19 protein-coding genes are annotated in these 20,187 nt (G+C 69.9%); 9 read left to right on the top strand and 10 right to left on the bottom strand.

Annotated elements, in window-relative coordinates:
• Nucleotides 1-67: 67 nt before the first annotated feature.
• Nucleotides 68-1,444, bottom strand: a complete 1,377-nt coding sequence (locus tag KAH28_RS02185) for a cytochrome P450 (protein ID WP_290574167.1) — start codon at nucleotides 1,442-1,444, stop codon at nucleotides 68-70.
• A gap of 210 nt (nucleotides 1,445-1,654) precedes the next feature.
• Here KAH28_RS02185 and KAH28_RS02180 point away from each other — a divergent pair, with 210 nt between their 5' ends.
• The gene (locus KAH28_RS02180; protein WP_290574166.1) at nucleotides 1,655-2,929 is read left to right on the top strand and encodes a DUF2157 domain-containing protein; all 1,275 of its coding nucleotides are present in this window, start codon (nucleotides 1,655-1,657) and stop codon (nucleotides 2,927-2,929) included.
• On the top strand, nucleotides 2,926-3,483 hold the full coding sequence (locus KAH28_RS02175; RefSeq protein ID WP_290574165.1) for a GDYXXLXY domain-containing protein: 558 nt from the start codon (nucleotides 2,926-2,928) through the stop codon (nucleotides 3,481-3,483). Before KAH28_RS02180 ends, KAH28_RS02175 begins: the two co-directional genes overlap by 4 nt.
• Here KAH28_RS02175 and chrA read toward each other — a convergent pair.
• Nucleotides 3,472-4,638: a chromate efflux transporter gene (chrA, locus tag KAH28_RS02170; protein ID WP_290574164.1), complete on the bottom strand. Its 1,167-nt coding sequence runs from the start codon at nucleotides 4,636-4,638 to the stop codon at nucleotides 3,472-3,474. The genes KAH28_RS02175 and chrA overlap by 12 nt on opposite strands.
• 90 nt (nucleotides 4,639-4,728) lie before the next feature.
• On the opposite strand from chrA, the gene KAH28_RS02165 reads away from it, so the two are divergent.
• Entirely contained in the window at nucleotides 4,729-5,667 is a 939-nt protein-coding gene (locus tag KAH28_RS02165; protein ID WP_290574163.1) for an MBL fold metallo-hydrolase, read from the top strand.
• A 95-nt stretch (nucleotides 5,668-5,762) separates the two neighbouring features.
• Nucleotides 5,763-6,377 (top strand): hypothetical protein, encoded by a 615-nt coding sequence (locus tag KAH28_RS02160; protein ID WP_290574162.1) that lies wholly within the window; start codon nucleotides 5,763-5,765, stop codon nucleotides 6,375-6,377.
• Here KAH28_RS02160 and KAH28_RS02155 read toward each other — a convergent pair.
• From KAH28_RS02155 to KAH28_RS02135, 5 genes are all read right to left on the bottom strand, one after another.
• A complete protein-coding gene (locus KAH28_RS02155; protein WP_290574161.1) occupies nucleotides 6,374-9,274 on the bottom strand; it encodes an EAL domain-containing protein in 2,901 nt (966 codons plus the stop codon). The two genes, KAH28_RS02160 and KAH28_RS02155, sit on opposite strands and share 4 nt — an antisense overlap.
• Before the next feature lie 203 nt (nucleotides 9,275-9,477).
• On the bottom strand, nucleotides 9,478-10,161 hold the full coding sequence (locus KAH28_RS02150; protein WP_290574160.1) for a hypothetical protein: 684 nt from the start codon (nucleotides 10,159-10,161) through the stop codon (nucleotides 9,478-9,480).
• 116 nt (nucleotides 10,162-10,277) lie between these two features.
• Nucleotides 10,278-10,991, bottom strand: a complete 714-nt coding sequence (locus KAH28_RS02145) for an SDR family NAD(P)-dependent oxidoreductase (RefSeq protein ID WP_290574159.1) — start codon at nucleotides 10,989-10,991, stop codon at nucleotides 10,278-10,280.
• Complete coding sequence (locus KAH28_RS02140; protein ID WP_290574158.1) at nucleotides 10,988-11,878, bottom strand: haloalkane dehalogenase; 891 nt, start codon at nucleotides 11,876-11,878, stop codon at nucleotides 10,988-10,990. The genes KAH28_RS02145 and KAH28_RS02140 overlap by 4 nt, the downstream gene beginning before the upstream one ends.
• 82 nt (nucleotides 11,879-11,960) lie before the next feature.
• The gene (locus KAH28_RS02135) at nucleotides 11,961-12,380 is read right to left on the bottom strand and encodes a secondary thiamine-phosphate synthase enzyme YjbQ (RefSeq protein ID WP_290574157.1); all 420 of its coding nucleotides are present in this window, start codon (nucleotides 12,378-12,380) and stop codon (nucleotides 11,961-11,963) included.
• Nucleotides 12,381-12,520: 140 nt separating this feature from the next.
• Between KAH28_RS02135 and proV the strand changes: the two genes are divergently transcribed.
• The 3 genes from proV to KAH28_RS02120 all read left to right on the top strand — a co-directional run bounded on the left by proV (nucleotide 12,521) and on the right by KAH28_RS02120 (nucleotide 15,613).
• On the top strand, nucleotides 12,521-13,759 hold the full coding sequence (gene proV, locus KAH28_RS02130; RefSeq protein WP_290574156.1) for a glycine betaine/L-proline ABC transporter ATP-binding protein ProV: 1,239 nt from the start codon (nucleotides 12,521-12,523) through the stop codon (nucleotides 13,757-13,759).
• Entirely contained in the window at nucleotides 13,759-14,658 is a 900-nt protein-coding gene (locus KAH28_RS02125; RefSeq protein WP_290574155.1) for a proline/glycine betaine ABC transporter permease, read from the top strand. Before proV ends, KAH28_RS02125 begins: the two co-directional genes overlap by 1 nt.
• Nucleotides 14,659-14,752: 94 nt before the next feature.
• Nucleotides 14,753-15,613 (top strand): glycine betaine ABC transporter substrate-binding protein, encoded by an 861-nt coding sequence (locus KAH28_RS02120; protein WP_366918109.1) that lies wholly within the window; start codon nucleotides 14,753-14,755, stop codon nucleotides 15,611-15,613.
• Nucleotides 15,614-15,674: 61 nt separating this feature from the next.
• Here KAH28_RS02120 and KAH28_RS02115 read toward each other — a convergent pair whose 3' ends face one another.
• A complete protein-coding gene (locus KAH28_RS02115) occupies nucleotides 15,675-16,205 on the bottom strand; it encodes a hypothetical protein (protein ID WP_290574153.1) in 531 nt (176 codons plus the stop codon).
• Nucleotides 16,206-16,332: 127 nt separating this feature from the next.
• Between KAH28_RS02115 and KAH28_RS02110 the strand changes: the two genes are divergently transcribed.
• On the top strand, nucleotides 16,333-17,328 hold the full coding sequence (locus KAH28_RS02110) for a helix-turn-helix domain-containing protein (RefSeq protein WP_290574152.1): 996 nt from the start codon (nucleotides 16,333-16,335) through the stop codon (nucleotides 17,326-17,328).
• A gap of 11 nt (nucleotides 17,329-17,339) precedes the next feature.
• Here the strand turns inward: KAH28_RS02110 and KAH28_RS02105 are convergent, their stop codons facing one another.
• The gene (locus tag KAH28_RS02105; protein WP_290574151.1) at nucleotides 17,340-18,032 is read right to left on the bottom strand and encodes a Bax inhibitor-1 family protein; all 693 of its coding nucleotides are present in this window, start codon (nucleotides 18,030-18,032) and stop codon (nucleotides 17,340-17,342) included.
• 218 nt (nucleotides 18,033-18,250) lie between these two features.
• On the opposite strand from KAH28_RS02105, the gene KAH28_RS02100 reads away from it, so the two are divergent.
• Nucleotides 18,251-18,646 (top strand): hypothetical protein, encoded by a 396-nt coding sequence (locus KAH28_RS02100; RefSeq protein ID WP_290574150.1) that lies wholly within the window; start codon nucleotides 18,251-18,253, stop codon nucleotides 18,644-18,646.
• Between the two features lie 36 nt (nucleotides 18,647-18,682).
• On the opposite strand, the gene KAH28_RS02095 is transcribed toward KAH28_RS02100, so the two are convergent.
• Nucleotides 18,683-20,179: an NAD(P)/FAD-dependent oxidoreductase gene (locus KAH28_RS02095; RefSeq protein WP_290574149.1), complete on the bottom strand. Its 1,497-nt coding sequence runs from the start codon at nucleotides 20,177-20,179 to the stop codon at nucleotides 18,683-18,685.
• Between the last annotated feature and the right edge of the window lie 8 nt (nucleotides 20,180-20,187).

Here is a 20,187-nt window from a genome sequence, read left to right as displayed (position 1 = left end):
TGCTCGTGGTGGAAGCGGACCGCGCCAGTATGGTCGGCGCGCCTGAGCGCGCCGTGAATACCGGGGGCTAGCGGTTGCGCACGCGCAGCGGGAGGCCATCCCGCGGCTTGGCGATCGGGGCCAGCTGGTACGGCATGGTGTAGTCCGGCGCCACGCGCCATTCGAGCTGCCGCGCCATGACGTGCATGACCGCCTTCACCTGCATCTCCGCGAAGTGCAGGCCCAGGCACATGTGCGCGCCGCCGCCGAAGGGCACCCAGGCAAAGGGATGCCGACGGTGCTCGGCGCGCTCGGCATCGAAGCGCTCCGGGTCGAAGCGTTCGGGGTCGGTCCACCACGCCGGGTCGCGCTGCGTGAAGATGGGGAAGACCGATACCGAGGTGCCCGCCGGCAGGTCGTATCCGTGCAGCGAGAAGTCGCGCGTCGCCTGCCGCACGATGGTGGTCAGCGGCGGATACAGGCGCAGCGCTTCGCGCAGCACCATGCCGGTCAGCGCGGCTTCGTCGAGCGCGTCGTGCGCCAGCGTGTCGCTGCCGATGCGCTCTGCGTCGTCGCGCAGGCGCGCCTGCCATTCGGGGTGCGCGGCGAGCGCGTAGACGATGGTGGTGAGCGCGCTGGTGGTGGTGTCGTGCGCCGCCATCATCAGGAAGATGACGTGGTTGACGATGTCCTCGTCGCTGTAGCTGCGCCCGTCCTCGTCGGTGGCCCGGCAGAGGTGCGAGAACAGGTCGTCGCCGTCGCCCGCGCGCCGCACGGCGATGCGCTCGCGGATGAAGCGTTCCAGGTAGGCCCGGCCGCGCAGCCCGCGCGCGTAGAGCCGCCCGATGACGGGTACGCGCACGGTCGCCGACGATGCCTCCACGACGTCGGTGAAGGCCTCGTTGACGCGGTCGATCTCCGACTGCAGTTCCAGGCCGAGGAAGCAGTCGGCGGCTATGCCCAGTGTCAGGCGCTTGACCGCCGGATAGAAGCGCAGATCGGGCTGCTGCCCCCAGGCGGCGACGGCGGTCTCGATATGCGGCTGCATGCGGCGCAGATAGCCGGCCAGCGCCTCGCCCTTGAAGGCCGGCTGCATCAGGCGGCGATGCTGCTTGTGGTCGCGCCCGTCGCGCAGCATCAGCCCCATCGGGAACAGATCGCCCAGGATCGGCGTCCAGCCGTGATGTGCCGAGAAGGTGCCGTCGCGGTCGCGCAGCACCAGCTCGTTGGCGTCGGCGCTGAGCAGGCAGGCGCGGTCGCGGAACAGGAAGTTGACCCGCGATACCGGCCCGAAGCGCGCGTGCTGCCGCTGCGTGAAGGTGAGCGGATCGCGCAGGAAGTCGAGGCTGTGCCCGAACACCGGCCATCCCCTGCTGCCCGGCAGGTGGCGCAGTGCCCGGTGCATGTCGGTCGCGGCCCCGGGGGGCGGTGGGTACAGGGCTTCTTCGCGCGCGCTCTGCGTCATCGTCGGTCTCCGGATCGCACTCGGTGCAGCGTGCCACGCGTTGGACGATCGTTCAATAATGACCGCGGCGATTCCGCAACGTGGCCTGTCCGCGCGGTATAGGATGCGTCGAAAGCCCCGGATGACAGCGAGGAACCGGCCCCCGATGCGCGCGTCCGCACCGCTTCCGCGATCCCTGTCGCCCGCACGCCGTCCGGCGGAGCCGGCGTCGTGAAGCGCCATGCGCGCTGGCTGATCGGCGAGTTGCCGGAGCTCGTGCGCCGCGGCGTGCTGGACGCGGCCGCGGCGCAGCGCCTGCAGGCGCACTATGCCGCCGGCGCGGCGGACGGCGGCGCCACCACGCGCGCGCTGCTGGCCGTCGCCGGGGCGCTGCTGATGGGCTTCGGCGCCGTCCTGCTGCTGGCGCACAACTGGGAACGCTTCGCGCTGCCGCTGCGCGTGGCGATCGCCTTCGCGCCGCTCGCAATCGGCCAGGCGGCGTGCCTGTGGGCCGTTACCGGCGCGCGCGGCGACCGGGTCTGGCGCGAGGCCGCGGCCGGTTTCACGGCGCTGGCGTTCGCGGCGGCGCTGGCGCTGATCGGGCGCATCTTCCACCTCGCCGGCGATCTCGACCGCTTCCTGCTGGTGTGCGCGCTGGCGGTGCTGCCGCTGGCCCATCTGCTGCGGGCGCTGACCGCGGCGTGCCTGAGCGCGCTGGCGCTGGCGGCCTGGGTGCTGGCCGCGGGCGGTGCGCCGCCGCCGCTGGCGGTGCTGGCGGCATTCGCCGCGCTGCTGCCGGTCGCGCCGCTGCTCGCCGATGGTCGCGGCGCCCCGCTGCCGGGGCTGTTCGTGATGGTCTGGGCGGTGCTGGCGACCGGTGCCGTGGCCGTGACCCTCGGCACCGACAGCGACGGTGCGGCGCCGGTGCTGTGGCTGTCGCAGATCGCTGGCGTGCTCTGGCTGCTGCACCTCGTGCGTCCCGGCGATCCCGTGCTGCGGCATCTGCGTCGCCTCGGCTTCGTCACGCTGGCGGCGCTGGCGCTGATCGCGACCTTCTCCGAATTCTGGGACGACCGCGCGGACTGGCCCATCGACACCGCTCATCCGGTGCAGGTCGTGGTGCTGCTGGCGGCAAGCGGTGCCGCGCTGCTCGCACTCGTCGCGCTGGCGCTGCGGCGGGGCGAGCGACTCCGGCTGGCGCCGATCGCGCCGGTGGTCGCGGTCTGGACCACCATGCTGGTGGCCTTCGCAGGCGCCGCGCTCGCGGTGGCGGTGCTGGTGGCCAATCTGTTCGTGCTCGGCGCCGGCATGGTGCTGCTGCGCGAAGGCGTGCGCGGCAACGATCTGCGACGCGCCCACGCCGGCCTCGCGGTGATCGCGGTGCTGACGCTGATGCGCTTCCTGGATGGGGAGTGGTCGTTCAGCGCGCGCGGGGTGGCCTTCCTCGCGGTCGGCGTGGCCTTCCTCGCCGCCAGCGCCTGGCTGCGGCGCCGGGTGCCATCATGAAGGCCGCTCTGCCGCTGGTCGCGCTGCTGGCGGTGTTCGCCGCGCAGTGGGCGCTGCCGGTCGGGCAGATCGTGCGCCTGCAGGGCGTCATCGAGCACGGCACGCCGTACCGCTTCCGCACCGCGCCGGTCGATCCGGCCGACCCGTTCCGCGGCCGCTACGTCGCGCTGCGCTTCGCCGCCGACCGGATCGCCGTTCCCGAGAACGCGGACTACGACCCGGACCGGCGCTACTACGCGCCCATCGCGGTTGCCGACGACGGCTTCGCGCAGCTGCGGCGTCCGCTTCCGGCGCCACCCGCGCATGGCGACTGGCTGCCGGTCACGGTGTCGGCGCGCCTCGATGCCGGGCACGTGCGCGTGGCGCTGCCCCTGGACCGCTTCTATCTCGAGGAGGGGCTGGCGCCGCGTGCCGAGGCGCTGCTGCGCGACGCGCCGGAGACGCGGGCGGTCTGGGCGGACGTGCGCGTGCGCGACGGTCGTGCGGTGATCGCCGCGCTGGTGGTCGACGGCGAGCCCGTCCGGCGCTGGCTGGCGCGTCGTTCAGAGCAGTAGCGCACCGGCGCCGGCGGCACCGAGCACCACCGCCCATGGCGGGGCGCGCCGGCCGATCAGCAGCGCGAGGGCGCCGAGCGCGATCGCGGCGGAGACCGGTCCGCGTATCCCGGTGACGAGCACGGGGTCCCACAGCACCGCCGCGAGCAGACCGATGACGCCGGCGTTGACCCCGTTCACCGCGCGCCGCATCCGGGGCAGTCCGCGCAGGCGTTCCCAGTGCGGCAGCAGCCCGCCGACCAGCAGCATGGACGGCAGGAAGATGGCCAGCAGTGCCAGCAGCGCGCCGGATGCGCCGCCGCCGATCATCGCGCCCAGATAGGCCGAGAACGTGAACAGCGGCCCGGGCACCGCCTGGGCGGCGCCGTAGCCGGCCAGGAAGGCGCTCTCGTCGACCAGGCCGGTCTCGACCACGGCGCCGTGCAGCAGCGGCAGCACGACATGGCCGCCGCCGAACACCAGTGCCCCGGTGCGGTAGAAGCGGTCGGCCAGCGCGAGCGCATCGCTGCCGCTGAGCCACGCCGCCAGCGGCAGCCCGGCCAGCAGCAGCGCGAAGGCACCCAGGCACAGCGCCGCGCCGCGCCGGCTGCGCGCGGCGGGGGCGGGCATCTCCGGAGCGCCGGCGGTCGCGGTCGGCAGCAGCAGCCCGGCGAGGGCCGACAGGGCGATGACGGCGAGCTGGCTGGCGGTGCCGCCGATCGCCAGCACGATCGACGCGGCGCCCGCCGCGATCGCCCACTGACCGCCGCCGCGCAGCAGCTGCCGCGCCATGCCGGCTAGCGCGTGCGCGACCACCGCCACCACCGCGGCCTTGACGCCGGCCAGCCAGCCCGAGCCGAGCGCGGCGAGGTCGTGCCGCACCAGCGCCGCGAAGCCGAACAGCAGCAGCGCCGACGGGGCGGTGAAGGCGAGCCAGGCCGCGAGCAGGCCCGGCCAGCCCGCGCGCAGCATCCCGATCGCCATGCCGGTCTGACTCGACGCCGGACCGGGCAGGAACTGCGACAGCGCCACGATCTCGGCGAAGCGGGCGTCGTCGAGCCAGCCCCGGCGCACCACGAAGGTGTCGCGGAAGTAGGCCAGATGCGCCACCGGCCCCCCGAATGCGGTCAGGCCGAGCCGCAGGAAGGCCAGAAAGGTTTCGATCACCGCCGCCATCGCTGCATTCTGCCGTGCGGCGCGTTGCGCGCGCGCTACCATCCCCGCCGAGGGCCGGTTCGGCCGTGAAGGACAGGCGGGGAGACACGCATGCGCAAGGTGATCGGGGTGCTGGCGGTGATCGTGCTGGCGGTGGCGGCGCTGGCACTGAGCTTTCGCGGGGCGCCGCTGGCAGTGGGCGAGATTCCGGAGCTGACGCCGCCGGTGGCCGCGCCTCCGGAGGACATGACGATAGCGGTGCTGCCCACCGGCACCATGGCGTCGGTGGCCGCGATGGCCTACCGGGGCGGCGGCTTCCGCGACGAGCGCGTGTTCGGCATGGACCCGGTGCTGATCCGGCATCCGAAGGGCGACCTGCTCATCGACGCCGGATTCGGGAGCGACGTCGACGCGCATTTCGAGACCACGCCGATGCTCATGCAGCTCACCGCCAGCTACTCCGCCGGCACGCCGGTGGCCGAGCAGCTGCGTGCAGCCGGCCGCGAGCCGTCGTCGCTGCACGGCATCCTGCTGACGCATGCGCACTGGGATCACGTCAGCGGGCTGGCGGACCTGCCGGGCGTGCCGGTCTGGGTGAGCGCGGCGGAACGCGATTTCGTGGCCTCGGACGAGCCCGCCGCGGGACTCGCCCACCGCCTTGCCGACGATGTCACCTGGCGCATCTACGATTTCCCGGACGGTCCCTACCTGGGCTTCGAGCGCAGCTATGACGTCCACGACGACGGCTCGGTGGTGGTGGTGCCCGCCGGCGGACACACGCCGGGCAGCGTGGTGGTCTTCGTGACCCTGCCCGACGGCGCCCGCTACGCCTTCATCGGGGACCTGGTGTGGCAGCGCGAGGCGCTGGCGCTGCCCGCCGAGCGCCCGTGGGTGTCGCGGCGCATGGTCGACGTCGACGACCAGCGCGTGCGCGATCTCGTCGTGCGGCTGCACCGGATCAAGCAGGCGCTGCCCGGCATGATCTTCGTGCCCGCCCACGACCGTCGCGTCACGGCCCGGCTTCCTCCCTTCGCCGCCGGCCCGGAATAGCATCGGCGGGGCGCCGGCACGTCCCGAAAACATGGGCTGTGCCGGGCATCGCGGTGGGCTAGATTGCCGCTCTGGATTCGCGACGGGAGCGGGGCATGGGCAAGTTTCTCGGCGGCTGTCTGATCGCCGTGCTGGTACTGGTGGTGGGCGGTGGTGCAGTGGGCTACTACGTCTTCGTCAAGCCGTATACCGACATGGCGGGCGAGGCGGTGGCGTTCGCGCAGGAGCTCGACGCGCTGGACGAATCGGTCGCGGCCCGCGGCCCCTACGACCCGCCGGTCGACGGCAACATCACGCCCGACGCGATGTCGCGTTATCTGGCCGTGCAGCAGCGCATGCGCAGCGAGCTCGAGGGCGACATGGAAACCCTCAAGGCGCGCTACCAGACGCTCGAGCAGGAGCTCGAGTCGGAGCAGCGCGACGCCAGCATCGGCGAGATGATGACCGCGTACCGCGACATCGGCGAGCTCTATCTCGACGCCAAGCGCGCCCAGGTGGCGGCGCTCAACGAGCAGGGGATGTCGATCGGCGAGTATCAGTGGATCCGTGCGCGCACCTACGCGGCGCTCGGCCAGCCGGTGGGCGTGGCCACGCCGGAAAACGCGGGGACGACGGCCACCGGCAGCGTGCCGCCCGAGACCGTGGCGCTGGTGCAGGAGCACCGCGACACCCTGACCGACAACTACGCCTTCGCCTGGTTCGGGCTCTAGCGTCCCGTTTCCGGCGGCTCGCGGCCGGCAGCGCCGAGCCGCTCGATCAGCGCGATCACGTCGGGGTCGGATGCGAGTTCCGCCGCCGAATGCACCCGAAGGATCGTTGCCGGCGACTGTGCGGGGGCGATCGCCCAGCCCTGCACGTAGTCGACGCCGGCCTCGGCCAGGGCCGCCACGGTCTCGGCGTCCTCGGCCCACTCCGCGATGGTGCGCATGCCCATGTTCTGCGCCAGGTTGACGATGGCCGAGACGATGGCGAGATTGCGCGGATGCCGACTCAGATCGCGGATCAGCGAGCCGTCGATCTTGAGGACTTCGGCCTCGAGCTCGCGCAGGTAGGAGAACGAGGTGAAGCCGGCGCCGAAGTCATCCAGCGCCATGCGTACGCCATGCGCCTTGAGCCGGCTCATGAAGCGGCGCGTGGTGGCGAGATCGTGCAGCGCCACCGCCTCGGTGATCTCCAGGCATAGGAGGGGTGCCACCTCGCTGTAGCGCTCCAGGGTCCGCAGGACGTTGTCCACGAAGGCTTCATCGTTGAGCGAGGTGCCGCTCAGGTTGACGCACACGAAACGCGTTGCCGACAGCCGGGCGGCGTGCTCGGCGAGCCACGCCAGCGTTCGCGTCAGCACCCAGCTGTCGATCTTGGCCATGTTGCCGCTGGCTTCCGCGGCGGCCAGAGCCCGGCCGACCGGCACGTCGATGCCGTCGTCGTTGCGCATCCGCATGAGCACCTCGAAGTTCAGCGAGCCTTCGGGGTCGTGCAGCGACATGATCGGCTGCATGGCGAGATGCAGTCCGCTCGGCGCGTCCACGCTGTCCAGCGTCTTGATCAGCCGCAGTTCCTCGATGCGCTCTCCCAGGATGTCGGCATTGCGGTCGTAGGCCACCAGACGCGGCCCGCGCTTGGCTTCGCGGCACGCGCGCTGCGCGGTGGAGATGGCCTCGGCAGTGCGCATGCCCGGCGTCAGTTCGATCAGACCCGCGGCGGCACGGAGGTCGAATGACTGGTTGCCGATACGGAAAGGTGTATCGGCGATGCGCGCGAGGATCTGGCGACAGATGCGCGAAGCCGCGACCAGCGGCGTGTCACGGATCAGCAGCAGGAATTCGTCGCTCCCCAGGCGTCCCAGCACGCTGCCGGGAGGTAGCGTCGCCGAGATGCGCAGCGCGACCTGCTTGAGGAGGTTGTCACCGGTTTCGAAGCCGTAGAGCTCGTTGACCAGACGGAAGCGGTCGAGATTGAGATAGGCCAGCACGTGTCCGTGGTGCTCGCCGGCGCCATCGATGGCTTCGCCGAGCGCGCGCTCGATGCCGCGCCGGTTCATCGCTTCCGATACCGAATCGTGATCGGCGAGGAAGCGCAGGCGCTGGGTGGCAGCCACCCGTTCGCTGATGTCCTGCAGTGATCCGTCGATCAGACCGCCCATCCGATCCGCCCGCAGCAGGAACCAGCGCTGCCCGCCGCCGGGGCCGTCGGGACCGCGCAGCTCGATGTCCCGGTGACCGCCGCGGTCGGCTGCAATGCGGACCTGGTTCCATGCACCGGGCGGCAGGAAGTCCTCCCAGCGCTCATCGTCGCCGGGCGATTCGGGCATTCGCAGCATGCGGCGCAGAGCGGGATTGCTGCGGAGGATGCGACCTTCCGTGTCGAGCGTGAACAGGCCGGCGGGGGTGTTTCCGTAGGTGCGTCGCAGCGCGGTCTGCGCCGTCCGCCGTGCCTGCTGCTCGGTGCGCATGCGATTGGCGAAGGCGAGGATCACGAGCAGGCTCGAGGCGATGGCGGCCGTTACGCTGTTGAGCGCCTCCAGCAGCAGGCGGAAGTCGAAGGCGGCGGCGATGACCTCGGACGACGACGCCAGCAGCACGATGATCAGCGCCAGCCCGTAGGGCGCCGCGGTTCGCCCGTGCCCGGCCAGGAGGATGCGGGCCAGGAAATGGAGCATCACCACGATGCCGAAGCCGACTATGGCCCACATCACCGGCAGGAATTCGGCGAAGGGCGCGAGCACTGCCGCCGCCAGCAGCGCCAGACCGAGCAGCTTGGCAAGCAGCAGCAGCCAGTGGGCACGGATCTGCGGCAGGTGCTCGCCGAACAGACGAGCGAACAGGGTATAGGTCAGCAGGTAGTGCAGCGCGATGGTGATCTGCCGCAGCGGTGCCATCCAGTCAGGCGGCAGTGTCGTGCCCATCCAGTGCGTATCCCAGCCGATGGATATGCTTGCCACGCGCATGTTCGCGATCAGCCACACCGCGAGCAGCAGGTAGCCACCATCGCGGGCGAGCAGCGCCATGACGATGGTGAGCGCTGCCAGGCTGAGGAGCGCGCCCTCCAGCAGCCCCGCCGAGTAGCGGTAGCCGCGCTCGGAGGCAAGCAGCGCGTCACGCGACCACGCGGCGGCGGAAATGTTGGCCGGCCCGGCGTAGCGTGTGCGGCAGAGTACTGCCTCGGGCGCCTCCTCGTTCGGCACGGTCAGTGCAAAGCCGCTCTTGGCGGCGCGCAGGGCACCGCTGGTGCCGATGCGGTCCGCCGATCCCATCTCGGCCAGTGTTTCGGCGTTCCAGCAAGTCACCGTCTGGGCGTGCCGCGATGGCAGCTCGATGGCCAGCCTGCGCGTGTCCGGCATCGGTACCGGAACACGGAGCCAGAACGGGGTCTCGGCAAGGCGGGTACTGTGTGCGAGCACGGATTCCTGCCGGTCCATCAACCCGGCTGCCTGTGCCGGCGTCAGCCGCGCGTCCGGGTCGGCCAGTACCCGGATCGGGAGTGGCCGCGGTGTGCCGGTGTGGCCACCGACGTCCACGTCGAGGACGGCCACCGCCAGCGAGAAAGCGATCACGATGGCCGGCGTCAGGACACAGGCGCACCACCAGAGGAGGCGGTCGACCCACCTCATCCCGCGCTCGACGAGCCCGCCTTGGCCGCTTTGCTGCATCCACCCTCGCGCCGTGATTCAGAAGATGCCGCCGCCGGCCGTGCGGGCGGAATACCCTGGCCGGCGGCGGCGAAGACATGCGCAGGTGCTTCCTGGATCGCCCATTCTACGATCTGCCCGGGGGCATCAGGGCATTGGCACCCGCGATGCTCGCGGCGCGCGCGTTAGGCGGCTCCGGGCTCGATCCGGATGTCTGGATGGTGCGTGCGGAAGACGAAGTCGTAGAGCGGGTGGCGGCCCTCGCGCCAGCGCCGCTCGGCCGTCGCCACCTCGAAGGCCAGCACGCGGTGCGGGATGTTGCCCGCGTGTGCCATCGGGATGAAGCCGCTCTCGGGGAACACGTCCGTGAACTGGAGCGCCTCGTACTGCCGGTCGAGGGGCGAGCGGCCCGCGATCACCATCCAGTCGACGCCGGTCTGCACGCAGTACAGGTAGAACGCCTTGAACAGCACGGTCTTGGTGACCCGCCCCATGAAGGTATTGGTCACGCCCAGCCGGGTGGCCTCGGCGAGCGTCCGCCCCTGCAGCCAATCCGGCAGTGTGACCGACTGTTCGAGCAGCAGGGGGCTGTGCCGGTTGGTCTGAATGCGCATGGTGCCCAGTGGCGCTTCGTCCAGCTTGGACTCCGCAAGCAGGATGACCGCACCGGGATCGTTGTCGCAGAGTTCGGCCGAACCCAGTGTTCGTGCCAGATCGGGTACGTGCCGGGCGTAGGCCGACTGCCGGATGTGCAATGCCTTGGCGAGGTGCGCCTCGTCGAGGACCAGCCGCACGGTGAATGGCAGGCCCTCTTCATGGAGGGCGTCGGGGTGCGTCGCGGGCGCGACGGCGTGGTCGTACATTTCCATGATGGATCTCCGCAAGGGGATGAACGAATACCGCTGGCCGCATGCCGGCGGCCCGTTCAGCATTCGTCTCCCGGTTCGCGACGTCCATCACCCGCCGGAGCGGGCGGAATGCGTGGTCACCAACGCTCGCCGAACGGGCGCAGGTCGATCTCGAAGCTGCGCGCGGATCGCGGCTGGTGCGCGACGTGATAGACCGCCTCGGCGATATCGTCGGCGCTCAGGAAGAAGTCGTCCGGCTTGTCCGGGAGCATCCGGCGCGTGCGTTCCAGATCGATGACGCCGTCGATGACGATGTAGCTGACGTGGATGTTCTCGGGGCCGAGCTTGCGCGCCAGGGACTGCGCCAGCCCGTACTGCGCGTGCTTGGCGCTGGCGAAGGCAGTGAAGGCCGCACCGCCGCGCCTGGCGGCGGTGGCGCCCATGATCACGATACGGCCGCTGCCGCGAGCCCGCATCGCGGGGAGCACGGCCTGGGTCCAGGCCAGCAGACCGGCCGCGTTGGTGCGCCAGGCTTGCTCGAAGGCCTCCGGCTGCACCTCGTCCACCGAGCCGAAGAGACCGGAGCCGGCGTTGTAGATCAGCACCTCCGGATCCCCCGGATCGCTGCGCAGATGCCGGTGGGCGGCCGCGATCGAGTCCGCCGAGGTGACATCGCAGCCGATGGCGATCGCGTTCTCGATGTCGGCGGCGAGGCCGTCGAGCCGGGTGGTGTCGCGGGCCAGCAGGGCCACCCGGTAGCCGCCGTCGGCGAAGCGGGTGGCGATGGCGCGGCCGTTGCCGGGGCCGGCCCCCACCACCGCGCATACCGGTGCGGCGTCATCGGCGCTCATGCCGCGGGGCCCTCCAGGCGCGCATGCCAGTCGGCGACAGCGCGACCGATGGCGTCGGGCGAATCCTCCTGGATGAAGTGGCTGCCCGCTACCGTGATCTCCTCCTGATTCGGCCAGCTGCGGCAGAACTCGCGCGCATCGCCCACCAGGATGGCGCCGGGGTCGGCATTGACGAAGAGCTTGGGAACGGGGCTGTGCGCCAGCCATTTCCCGTAGGTGTCGACGATGTCGACGACATCCTCGGGCTCGCCGTCGATGGGCAGCTCGCGCGGCCAGGTCAGTGTCGGCCGACGATCCTCGCCGGGTTCGAGGAAGGGGCGTCGGTATTCGTTCATCTCGTCCTCGTCGAGCGTCCGCAGGATGGCGTTGGGCAGGATGCGCTCGACGAAGCTGTTGCGTGCCAGCACCAGGTCCTCGCCCTTGTCCGAGCGCAGGCCCTGGAAGATGCCGCGGAAGCCCTCCGGCCACTGTGCCCAGGTCAGCGGCTGCACGATGGCCTCCATGTAGGCGATGCCCCGCACGCGCTCGGCATGACGGCGCGCCCAGTCGAAGCCCAGCGCCGAGCCCCAGTCGTGCAGTACCAGCGTGACCCGTTCGCCGAGATCGAGCGTGCGCAGCAGCTCGTCCAGGTAATGGCGGTGCTCGACGAAGCGGTACGACTCGTGGCCGGAGTGCGGCAGCTTGTCGGAGTCGCCCATGCCGATCAGGTCCGGCGCCACGCAGCGCGCCTGCAGCGCGAGATGCGGAATGATGTTGCGCCAGAGATAGGACGAGGTCGGGTTGCCGTGCAGAAAGAGCACGGTGTCCCCGTCGCCCTCGTCGACATAGGTCATGCGGCGGCCGTGGATGGTCCGGTCGTACTTGCGCGGCACGGCGGTGGTCGTCATCGGCGCGGTCCTGTTCGCTGTCTCCGGTCGGACAGCATGCGCGTGCCCGGCGGGCGCCTCAAGCCGGCGCCCGGTGGTGGGGCTACTCGCCGATGATCTTCACCAGCACGCGCTTGCGGCGCCGTCCGTCGAACTCGCCGTAGAAGATCTGCTCCCAGGGGCCGAAGTCGAGCGCGCCGCCGGTGACCGCCACCACCACCTCGCGTCCGAAGATCTGACGCTTGATGTGGCTGTCGGCATTGTCCTCGCCGGTGTCGTTGTGGCGCCAGCGGTCGATCGGGCCGTAGGGCACCTGCTCCTCGAGCCAGCGGGCGAAGTCGGCGTGGAGGCCGCGCTCGTCATCGTTGATGAACACCGAGGCCGAGATGTGCATGGCGTTGACCAGGCACAGGCCTTCGCGCACGGCGCTGGCGGCGAGCGCTTCCTCGACCCGGGGCGTGATGTTGATGAAGGCGACCCGGTCCTCGGTGTCGAACCACAGTTCCTGTCGGTGATGGCGCATGGGGTCTCCGCTCGTGTCCGATGGCGCCGAGCCTAGCGCGCACGTGCCGGTGCGGGCAGCCGCCGTGCGGACACGCTACGGCGCGCCGGCGTCAGCCTGCTAAGGTAGGAGCGGCAATCGAGCCACCCGTGGAGGCAGGCTTGGCCACCAAGCTGGCAGTCGAGCACGTCTACAAGATATTCGGCGGCAATCCCCGCCACGCACTGGAACGCATCGAGCGCGGCCAGGACAAGGAGACCATCTTCGCCGAGACCGGGCTGACCGTCGGTGTCGCCGACGCCAGCTTCGAGGTCGCGGAGGGCGAGGTCTTCGTGGTGATGGGGCTGTCGGGCTCCGGCAAGTCGACGCTGGTGCGCATGCTGAATCGCCTCATCGAGCCGAGTTCGGGCCGCATCACCCTGAACGGCCGGGACATCGTCGGCATGTCGCGCCGCGAGCTCATCGAGGTGCGGCGACGCTCGATCAGCATGGTGTTCCAGTCCTTCGCGCTGATGCCGCACCAGACCGTGCTGCAGAACGCGGCATTCGGCCTGGCCGTCGCCGGCGTCAAGCGCGACGAGCGCGAGGTGCGGGCGCTGGAAGCGCTCGACGCCGTCGGTCTCAAGGCGAACGCGCAGAGCTTCCCGGACGAGCTCTCGGGCGGCATGAAGCAGCGCGTCGGCCTGGCGCGCGCGCTCGCCACCGATCCCGAGATCCTGCTCATGGACGAGGCCTTCTCGGCGCTCGATCCGCTGATCCGCACCGAGATGCAGGACGAGCTGCTGCGCCTGCAGACCGAGCACGCCCGCACGGTGGTGTTCATCACCCATGATCTCGACGAGGCCATGCGCGTGGGGGATCGCATCGCGATCATGCAGGGCGGGCGCATCGTCCAGATCGGCACGCCCGAGGAGATCGTGCGCGCACCGGCCAACGAGTACGTGCGCTCCTTCTTCCGCGGCGTCGATGTCTCGCAGGTGTTCACCGCCGGCGACATCGCCCGCCGCGACCAGGTGACCGTCATCGAGCGCGCCGGCGTGAGCCTGCGCGCGGCGCTTCAGCGGCTGGAGCAGTACGACCGCTCGGTGGCGGTGGTCAACGATCGCAATCGCCGCTTTCTCGGCGTGGTCACGGTGGATTCGCTGGCGGCACGCCTCGACGAGTTGCCGGGCGATCAGGACGGCGACATCGACGGCGCCTTCATCAGTGGGGACGAACCGGTCAGCGCCGGCACACCGCTGACCGAGGTCATGACCCGTGTCGCCGAAACGCCGTGGCCGGTGCCGGTGGTCGACGACGACGGCCGCTATCGCGGCACGCTGTCGCGCGCGACCCTGCTCATCACGCTCGATCGCTCCGAGAACGAGCCGGTGCCGGCATCCGAGAAGGAGGACGCCTGATGGACTTCGAGCTGCCCATAGGCGACGCGGTCAGCGATATCGTCGACTTCATGCTCGACCACTTCCAGGTGGTCTTCGACGCGATCTCCGCGGCCATCCGCTTCGTGTCCGGCAACATCACCGATCTACTGCAGGCCACGCCGGTGTGGGCGGTGTTCGCGGTGCTCGCCGCGCTCGGCCTCTGGCGCGTCGGCTGGCGGTTCGCGGTGTTCGTCGTCGCCAGTCTGCTGGTCGTGCTGGGCATGGACCTTTGGGAGCAGACCATGGATACCCTCGGGCTGGTGCTGTCGGCGACGCTGGTTGCGCTCGGCATCGGCCTGCCCTCCGGCGTCGCCATGGCCAAGAGCGACATCGTTGCGGCCATCCTGCGCCCGGTGCTCGATTTCATGCAGACCTTGCCGGCCTTCGTCTACCTGATTCCGGCGGCGATGTTCTTCGGTCTCGGCGAAGTGCCCGGCACCATCGCCACCGTCATCTTCTCGATGCCGCCGGCGGTGCGCCTGATGAACCTCGGTGTCCGCCAGGTGCCGGTCGAGAACGTCGAGGCGGGGCGGGCATTCGGCTGCAACGGCGCCCAGCTGCTGTTCAAGGTCGAGCTCCCGCTCGCGATGCCCTCGATCATGGCGGGGGTCAACCAGACCATCATGCTGGCGCTGTCGATGGTCGTCATCGCCTCGATGATCGGGGCCGGCGGGCTCGGCAACACCGTGCTCACCGGCATCCAGCGCCTGGACGTCGGGCTCGGCTTCGAGGGCGGGCTGGGCGTGGTCATCCTGGCCATCATCCTCGACCGGCTGACGCAGAGTTTCGGGGCGCAGGGCGGCGGGGGCGGATCGGGCTGGCTCGATCGGCTCAAGTCCCTGTTTTCCAGAGAAAAACAGGACGGTTCCGCCGGCTGACGGGCCGGTTCCGGGCCGGCTTCGGGCTGAAACCCGGCCCGATGTCTTTTATGGTGGTTCCACACACGAAGAGGAGAGAGCTATGCGAATCCACATCAATCGTCTGCTGACGTCGTCGCTCGTGGCAGGAGCGCTGGCCGTCGGCAGCCTGGGCACGGCCAGCGCCGAGACCAAGCAGGTCGAGTTCGGCTGGACGGCGTGGTCGGACGCCGAGTTCGTCACCAAGCTCGCCAAGCGGGTCATCGAGGAGAACTACGACTACGAGGTCACGCTCACGCTGGCCGACATCGGCGTGCAGTACCAGGGCGTTGCGAATGGCGACCTCGACGGCATGCTCATGGCATGGCTGCCGTCGACGCACGGCGACTACATGGACCGCGTCGGCGACGATGTCGTCAATCTCGGCCCGCTGTACGAGGGCGCGCGCCTCGGCTGGATCGTGCCCGACTACGTCGACGAGGCCGCGCTGTCCAGCATCGAGGACCTCAAGAAGGAGGGCAACGTCAACAAGCTGGGTGGCGAGGTCCAGGGCATCGATCCGGGTGCCGGCCTCATGCAGCTCTCCGAGAAGACCATCGAGGAGTACGGGCTCGACTACGACCTCAAGTCGGCCAGTGGTGCCGCCATGACCGCGGCGCTCAAGCGCGCCATCGACCGCGGCGAGTGGATCGTGGTCACCGGCTGGACGCCGCACTGGATGTTCGGCAGCTTCGATCTGCGCTTCCTCGAGGACACCAAGGGCACCCTCGGCGAGGCCGAGCACATCGATGCCGTGGTGCGCGAGGGCTTCGAGGCGGATCATCCGGAGATCGCGGCATTCCTGACCAACATGCACATCCCGCTGGATGACCTCCAGGCGGCGATGAGCGAGGCGCAGGACAGCTCCTACGAGGAGGCGATCGACGACTACATCGCCAACAACCAGGACCGGATCCAGGGCTGGGTCGAGGGCTGATCCCAGGATCGATCCCCGGCGAAGGAGCCCGGCACCCCGTGCCGGGCTCTTTTTTTGGCCGTCAGAGCAGCAGCAGCAGACCGCCGGTCACGGCTGCCAGCTCGCCGCCCGCCCATGCGCGGACCGCCGTCGAGGCGCGCGCCGCACGGCCGACGATGCCGGCGAGGGCCGGTATCGCATGCGCCGCCAGCAGTGGTGCCAGACCGCTCCCGCTGCTGCCGAGGAAATACAGGCCGGTCATGGTGGCGGGAAGCGCCGCGAGACCGCCGAGGAGCATCGAGCGACTGCCGCTGTCCAGTGCCAGCGCCAGCATCGCGAAGGCGTGGAAGGCGAGCAGTGCCCCCACCGCATCGAGCGCGGCAAGACCCGCGAGGGTGAGCGATGCGCCGGTGGTGGCCACGACCAGTGCGCCGACGGCCGTCGCACGCAGCGTCCGTGATCGTGCCGCTTCCCGGACCGCCGGCCGGGGCCTCGCCGTGACCGGGGCGGGCGTCGTGTCCATCCGCCCGGCCGGCCGGACCAGTTCATCGAGCAGCTCGGCGTAGAAGTCGCCGCGCAAGTGTTCGCGTTGCAGTGTGCCGAAGGCAGCCATGGTGCACCTCCCTGGAGGGCAGTGAGCGATGGGCTCATGCTGCGCTGCGGCGCGGCTTGCCAGAAGTGGCGTTATAGACTATTTTGATGCGAATAACGCCAACCACGCGGTGCGATTTATGCCAAATGTGACGATATTCGCATTCGATGATGTCATGGCGACCGGCATCACCGGTCCCATCGAGATGCTCAACATCGCCAATATCCAGGCCGACATCGCCGGGCTCCCGGCCGAGCGGCGCTTCTCGTGGACGGTGGTATCGCTGGACGGCAAGCCGGTGCGCAGCTCGGCGGGGTTCATGCTGCCGGTGGACGCCGGCTACGGCCCTGCCTGTGACGCCGACATCATCATGTTGCCGGGCTTCAACCACCGCACGGGGCGCGACGTCGTGTCGCATGTCGCGGCGATTCCCGATGAGCACATCCAGTGGTTGCGGCTGCGGCACGCCGAGGGCAAGCGCCTGTGCGGGATCTGCAGCGGCACCTTCATTCTGGCCGAGGCCGAGCTGCTCGACGGGCGCCGCGCCACCACCAGCTGGTGGTTGACCAAGGCGTTCCGGCGGCGCTATCCCATGGTCGACCTGCAGCCGCGCGAAGTCGTCACCGAGGACGGCGGCGTCCTGTGCGGCGCATCCGCAGCCTCCTGGAGCCACGTCTGCCTGCAGCTCATCCGCGCCGAGATGGGAGACCGGGTGGCCAATGCCTGCGCCGGCATCATGCTGGTCGATCCGGGTGCCGCCACCCAAGCCATGCATCTGAGCGCCGAGCATCTCACCGCGACGCGCGACGAGGCCATCGAGCGCGCCATCGCCTACATGCGCGAGCACCTCGAGCGCGATCTGCCCGTGACCGAGCTGGCGGCCCGCGCCGCGATGAGCGAGCGCACCTTCCTGCGCCGCTTCCGCGAGGTCGCCGGCATGCCGCCGGGCCACTACCTGCAGCGGATGCGCATCGACCGCGCCAAGCAGATGCTCGAGCATACCGACGCGCCGCTGGAGCGCATCGTCGAGGCGGTCGGCTACCGCGATGTCAGCTCGTTCCGCCGCCTGTTCACCAAGGAGGTCGGCGTGCCGCCGCGGCGCTACCGCGAGCGCTATGCGCTCCTGGCGCCGTCAGCGGCGTAGCGCGGGCGTCCTCAGTCCTCGCCCATGCCGAAGCCGAGCAGGTGCAGCAGGCTGGTGAAGAGGTTGTAGATGGCGATGTAGAGCCCGATGGTGGCGAGGATGTAGTTGGTCTCGCCGCCGTTGATGATCTCGCCGGTCTGATAGAGAATCAGCCCGCACATCAGTACCGCGAAGGCCGCGGAGATGGCCAGCGCGAGCGGCTCGAAGTAGACGCCGAACAGCGACGCCACCAGCATGCCCATGGCCGCCACGAAGGCGATGAGGATGCCCGCCATCAGCGCCTGGCGCATGAAGCTGAAATCGCGCCCGCTCTTGATGGCGTAGGCCGACAGCCCGACGAAGGTCACGCCGGTGGTGCCCATCGCCAGCATGACGATCTGGCCGCCGTTGGCGAAGCCGGTCAGATAGGCATTGATCACCGGACCGAGCCCGAAGCCGAGCAGGCCGGTCACGGCGAACACCGCGTACAGCCCGCTGCCCGAGTGCGCGGTGCGCGGCACCACGAACCAGAGCAGGCCGAGCGCCGCCAGCGAGCACACCAGGCCGATGCCGTACGGGGCATTGATGGCCATCGCCACGCCGGCCATGAGCGCGCTGAACACCAGCGTCATCGACAGCAGCAGATAGGTGTTGCGCAGAACCTGATTGGTGGCCAGCGCGGACGTCTGGTGGCCGGTTGCGGTTTGCGAACGAACGGGTTGCATGGATGAACGCCTCGGTTGATGGATATCGCCGGCCAACGATACGTCATCCGCGGGCCCCCGTCAGCGTCTGTCCGCATCCAACGGGACGCCATTCATGCTACCGAGGCGTCCGTTCGTCGCGGCGTGCGGCCGCCCGGGCCGCCGACCGGGGTATACAGCGCTTGTCTCATCGCGCGACCAAGGCTGCGCGCGTTCATCGACAAGAGGCGGGGAATGCCATGAAAGTCACCTATACCGTGCGCGCGCTGGCGCTTGTCCGGGTCTTCTCCGAGCTGCACGTCCATGTGGGCGGCAGACTGTACATGGACGATCTCCGGCAGGAATGGCGCCGCATCACCGGATTGCGCCAGAGCGACCTGCGCCTGGCTCTCCAGGAGATGGCCCAGCGCGAGGAGATCGTCATCCACGAGGCAGATGCCGAGACGCTGGTCGAGCTGACCCAGGCCGGCATCGACCACGTGCTGGGCGGGCACACCCAGTTCAGCAGCTTCATCGATCGGCTGCGCGCGCGCATGGTGCTGGCGCGAACTGCGCGGCGGTCGACCGGATTCCGCATCGGTGCGCTGCCCGAGCTGCTCGGCCGCCGGGTGACGGACAACCGTCCCTACGCCTGAATCACCGGCGGCGGGTGGCGCCCCCGGCGCCGCTCGTCACGCCGCCTGCCGTCGGGCGACCCGGGACACGCCCTCGCCGCGCCGTCCGAACACCATGGCGTCGTCCCGCACGCTGCCGTAGCGCAGCGTCAGAAGGTCCAGCACATAGTTCTGGTACAGCTTCCACGGGGCCTTCGAGCCCTGCTTGGGGAACTGGTCGATGGCGCGCAGCACATAGCCGGCGGCGAGATCGATGATCGGCTCCTCGTCGAGACCGGGATCGTCGTTGCGCGGCAGGCAGTAGTCCAGGCCGCGCGCATCCATGTGGTTGAGCAGGCGGCACACGTACATCGACGTGAGATCGGCCTTCAGGGTCCAGGAGGCGTTGGTGTAGCCCAGCGCGATCGCCATGTTGGGCACCTCGCTGATCATCATGCCCTTGTAGCTCAGATGCTCGGGCAGGGTGACGGCCTCGCCATCGACCTCGAAATCGATGCCGCCCAGCGCCAGCATCTTGAGACCGGTCGCGGTGACGATGATGTCGGCCGCGAGGGTCTCGCCGGACTGCAGCCGGATGCCCTCCGGGGTGAAGCGCTCGATGTGATCGGTGGCGATCGACGCGGTTCCGGCGCGCAGTGCCTTGAAGAGGTCGCCGTTGGGCACGAAGCAGAGCCGCTGGTCCCACGGGTTGTAGCTGGGGCGGAAATGCGTGTCGACATCGATATGGTCGGGCAGCTGAGCGGCCACCTGCTTGCGCAGCATGCGTTTCGCGCGCTCCGGGAAGCGGCGGCAGAACTGGAAGAAGGCCATCGACAGCATGACGTGCTTCCAGCGCGCGGCCCCGAAGGCGAAGCGCTTGGGCAGGAAGCGGCCGAGCTGCTCGGCGGTGTGGTCCTCGTCTGGCAGCGACAGCACGTAGCTTGGCGAGCGCTGCAGCATGGTGACGTGCGCGGCCTTGTCGGTCATCGACGGCACCAGCGTCACCGCGGTGGCGCCGCTGCCGATCACCACCACGCGCTTGCCGGTGTAATCGAGATCCTCGGGCCAGAACTGCGGATGCACGATCTCGCCGGTGAAGGACTCGCGTCCCTCGAAGTGCGGCGTGTAGCCCTCGTGATAGTCGTAGTAGCCGCTGCACAGGTAGAGAAAGCGGCAGGAGAACCGGCGCGTCTCGCGTGCTTCGCCGACCTCGGCCTCCACGGTCCAGCGGGCTTCGGCGGATGACCAGCTGGCGCGCTTGACGCGGTGATGGAAGCGGATGCGGTCGCTGATGCCGTAGCGGTCGGCGGTATCGCGCACGTAGTCGCGGATCGACGCCCCGTCGGCGATCGCCTTGCCGTCCTCCCAGGGGTGGAAGGCATAGCCCAGCGTGAACATGTCCGAATCCGAGCGGATGCCGGGATAGCGGAACAGATCCCAGGTGCCGCCGATGGCGTCGCGCGCCTCGAGGATGGCGTAGGTCTTGCCGGGGCAGCGGTTCTGCAGGTGGTAGCCCGCGCCGATGCCGGAAAGGCCGGCGCCGACGACGAGGACGTCGAGGGTTTCGGTGGTCATGCAGTGGT

Source organism: Algiphilus sp. (genome assembly GCF_023145115.1).
Classification (GTDB): Bacteria; Pseudomonadota; Gammaproteobacteria; order Nevskiales; family Nevskiaceae; genus Algiphilus.
This window is presented reverse-complemented; position numbering and strand designations above follow the sequence as displayed.

Excerpts from the sequence above, each read along its gene's own strand:
- KAH28_RS02185 (WP_290574167.1), bottom strand. The coding sequence starts at position 1,444 with ATGACGCAGAGCGCGCGCGAAGAAGCCCTGTACCCACCGCCCCCCGGG.
- KAH28_RS02175 (WP_290574165.1), top strand. The coding sequence starts at position 2,926 with ATGAAGGCCGCTCTGCCGCTGGTCGCGCTGCTGGCGGTGTTCGCCGCG.
- chrA (WP_290574164.1), bottom strand. The coding sequence starts at position 4,638 with ATGGCGGCGGTGATCGAAACCTTTCTGGCCTTCCTGCGGCTCGGCCTG.
- KAH28_RS02165 (WP_290574163.1), top strand. The coding sequence starts at position 4,729 with ATGCGCAAGGTGATCGGGGTGCTGGCGGTGATCGTGCTGGCGGTGGCG.
- KAH28_RS02160 (WP_290574162.1), top strand. The coding sequence starts at position 5,763 with ATGGGCAAGTTTCTCGGCGGCTGTCTGATCGCCGTGCTGGTACTGGTG.
- KAH28_RS02155 (WP_290574161.1), bottom strand. The coding sequence starts at position 9,274 with ATGAGGTGGGTCGACCGCCTCCTCTGGTGGTGCGCCTGTGTCCTGACG.
- KAH28_RS02150 (WP_290574160.1), bottom strand. The coding sequence starts at position 10,161 with ATGGAAATGTACGACCACGCCGTCGCGCCCGCGACGCACCCCGACGCC.
- KAH28_RS02145 (WP_290574159.1), bottom strand. The coding sequence starts at position 10,991 with ATGAGCGCCGATGACGCCGCACCGGTATGCGCGGTGGTGGGGGCCGGC.
- KAH28_RS02140 (WP_290574158.1), bottom strand. The coding sequence starts at position 11,878 with ATGACGACCACCGCCGTGCCGCGCAAGTACGACCGGACCATCCACGGC.
- KAH28_RS02135 (WP_290574157.1), bottom strand. The coding sequence starts at position 12,380 with ATGCGCCATCACCGACAGGAACTGTGGTTCGACACCGAGGACCGGGTC.
- KAH28_RS02125 (WP_290574155.1), top strand. The coding sequence starts at position 13,759 with ATGGACTTCGAGCTGCCCATAGGCGACGCGGTCAGCGATATCGTCGAC.
- KAH28_RS02115 (WP_290574153.1), bottom strand. The coding sequence starts at position 16,205 with ATGGCTGCCTTCGGCACACTGCAACGCGAACACTTGCGCGGCGACTTC.
- KAH28_RS02105 (WP_290574151.1), bottom strand. The coding sequence starts at position 18,032 with ATGCAACCCGTTCGTTCGCAAACCGCAACCGGCCACCAGACGTCCGCG.
- KAH28_RS02100 (WP_290574150.1), top strand. The coding sequence starts at position 18,251 with ATGAAAGTCACCTATACCGTGCGCGCGCTGGCGCTTGTCCGGGTCTTC.
- KAH28_RS02095 (WP_290574149.1), bottom strand. The coding sequence starts at position 20,179 with ATGACCACCGAAACCCTCGACGTCCTCGTCGTCGGCGCCGGCCTTTCC.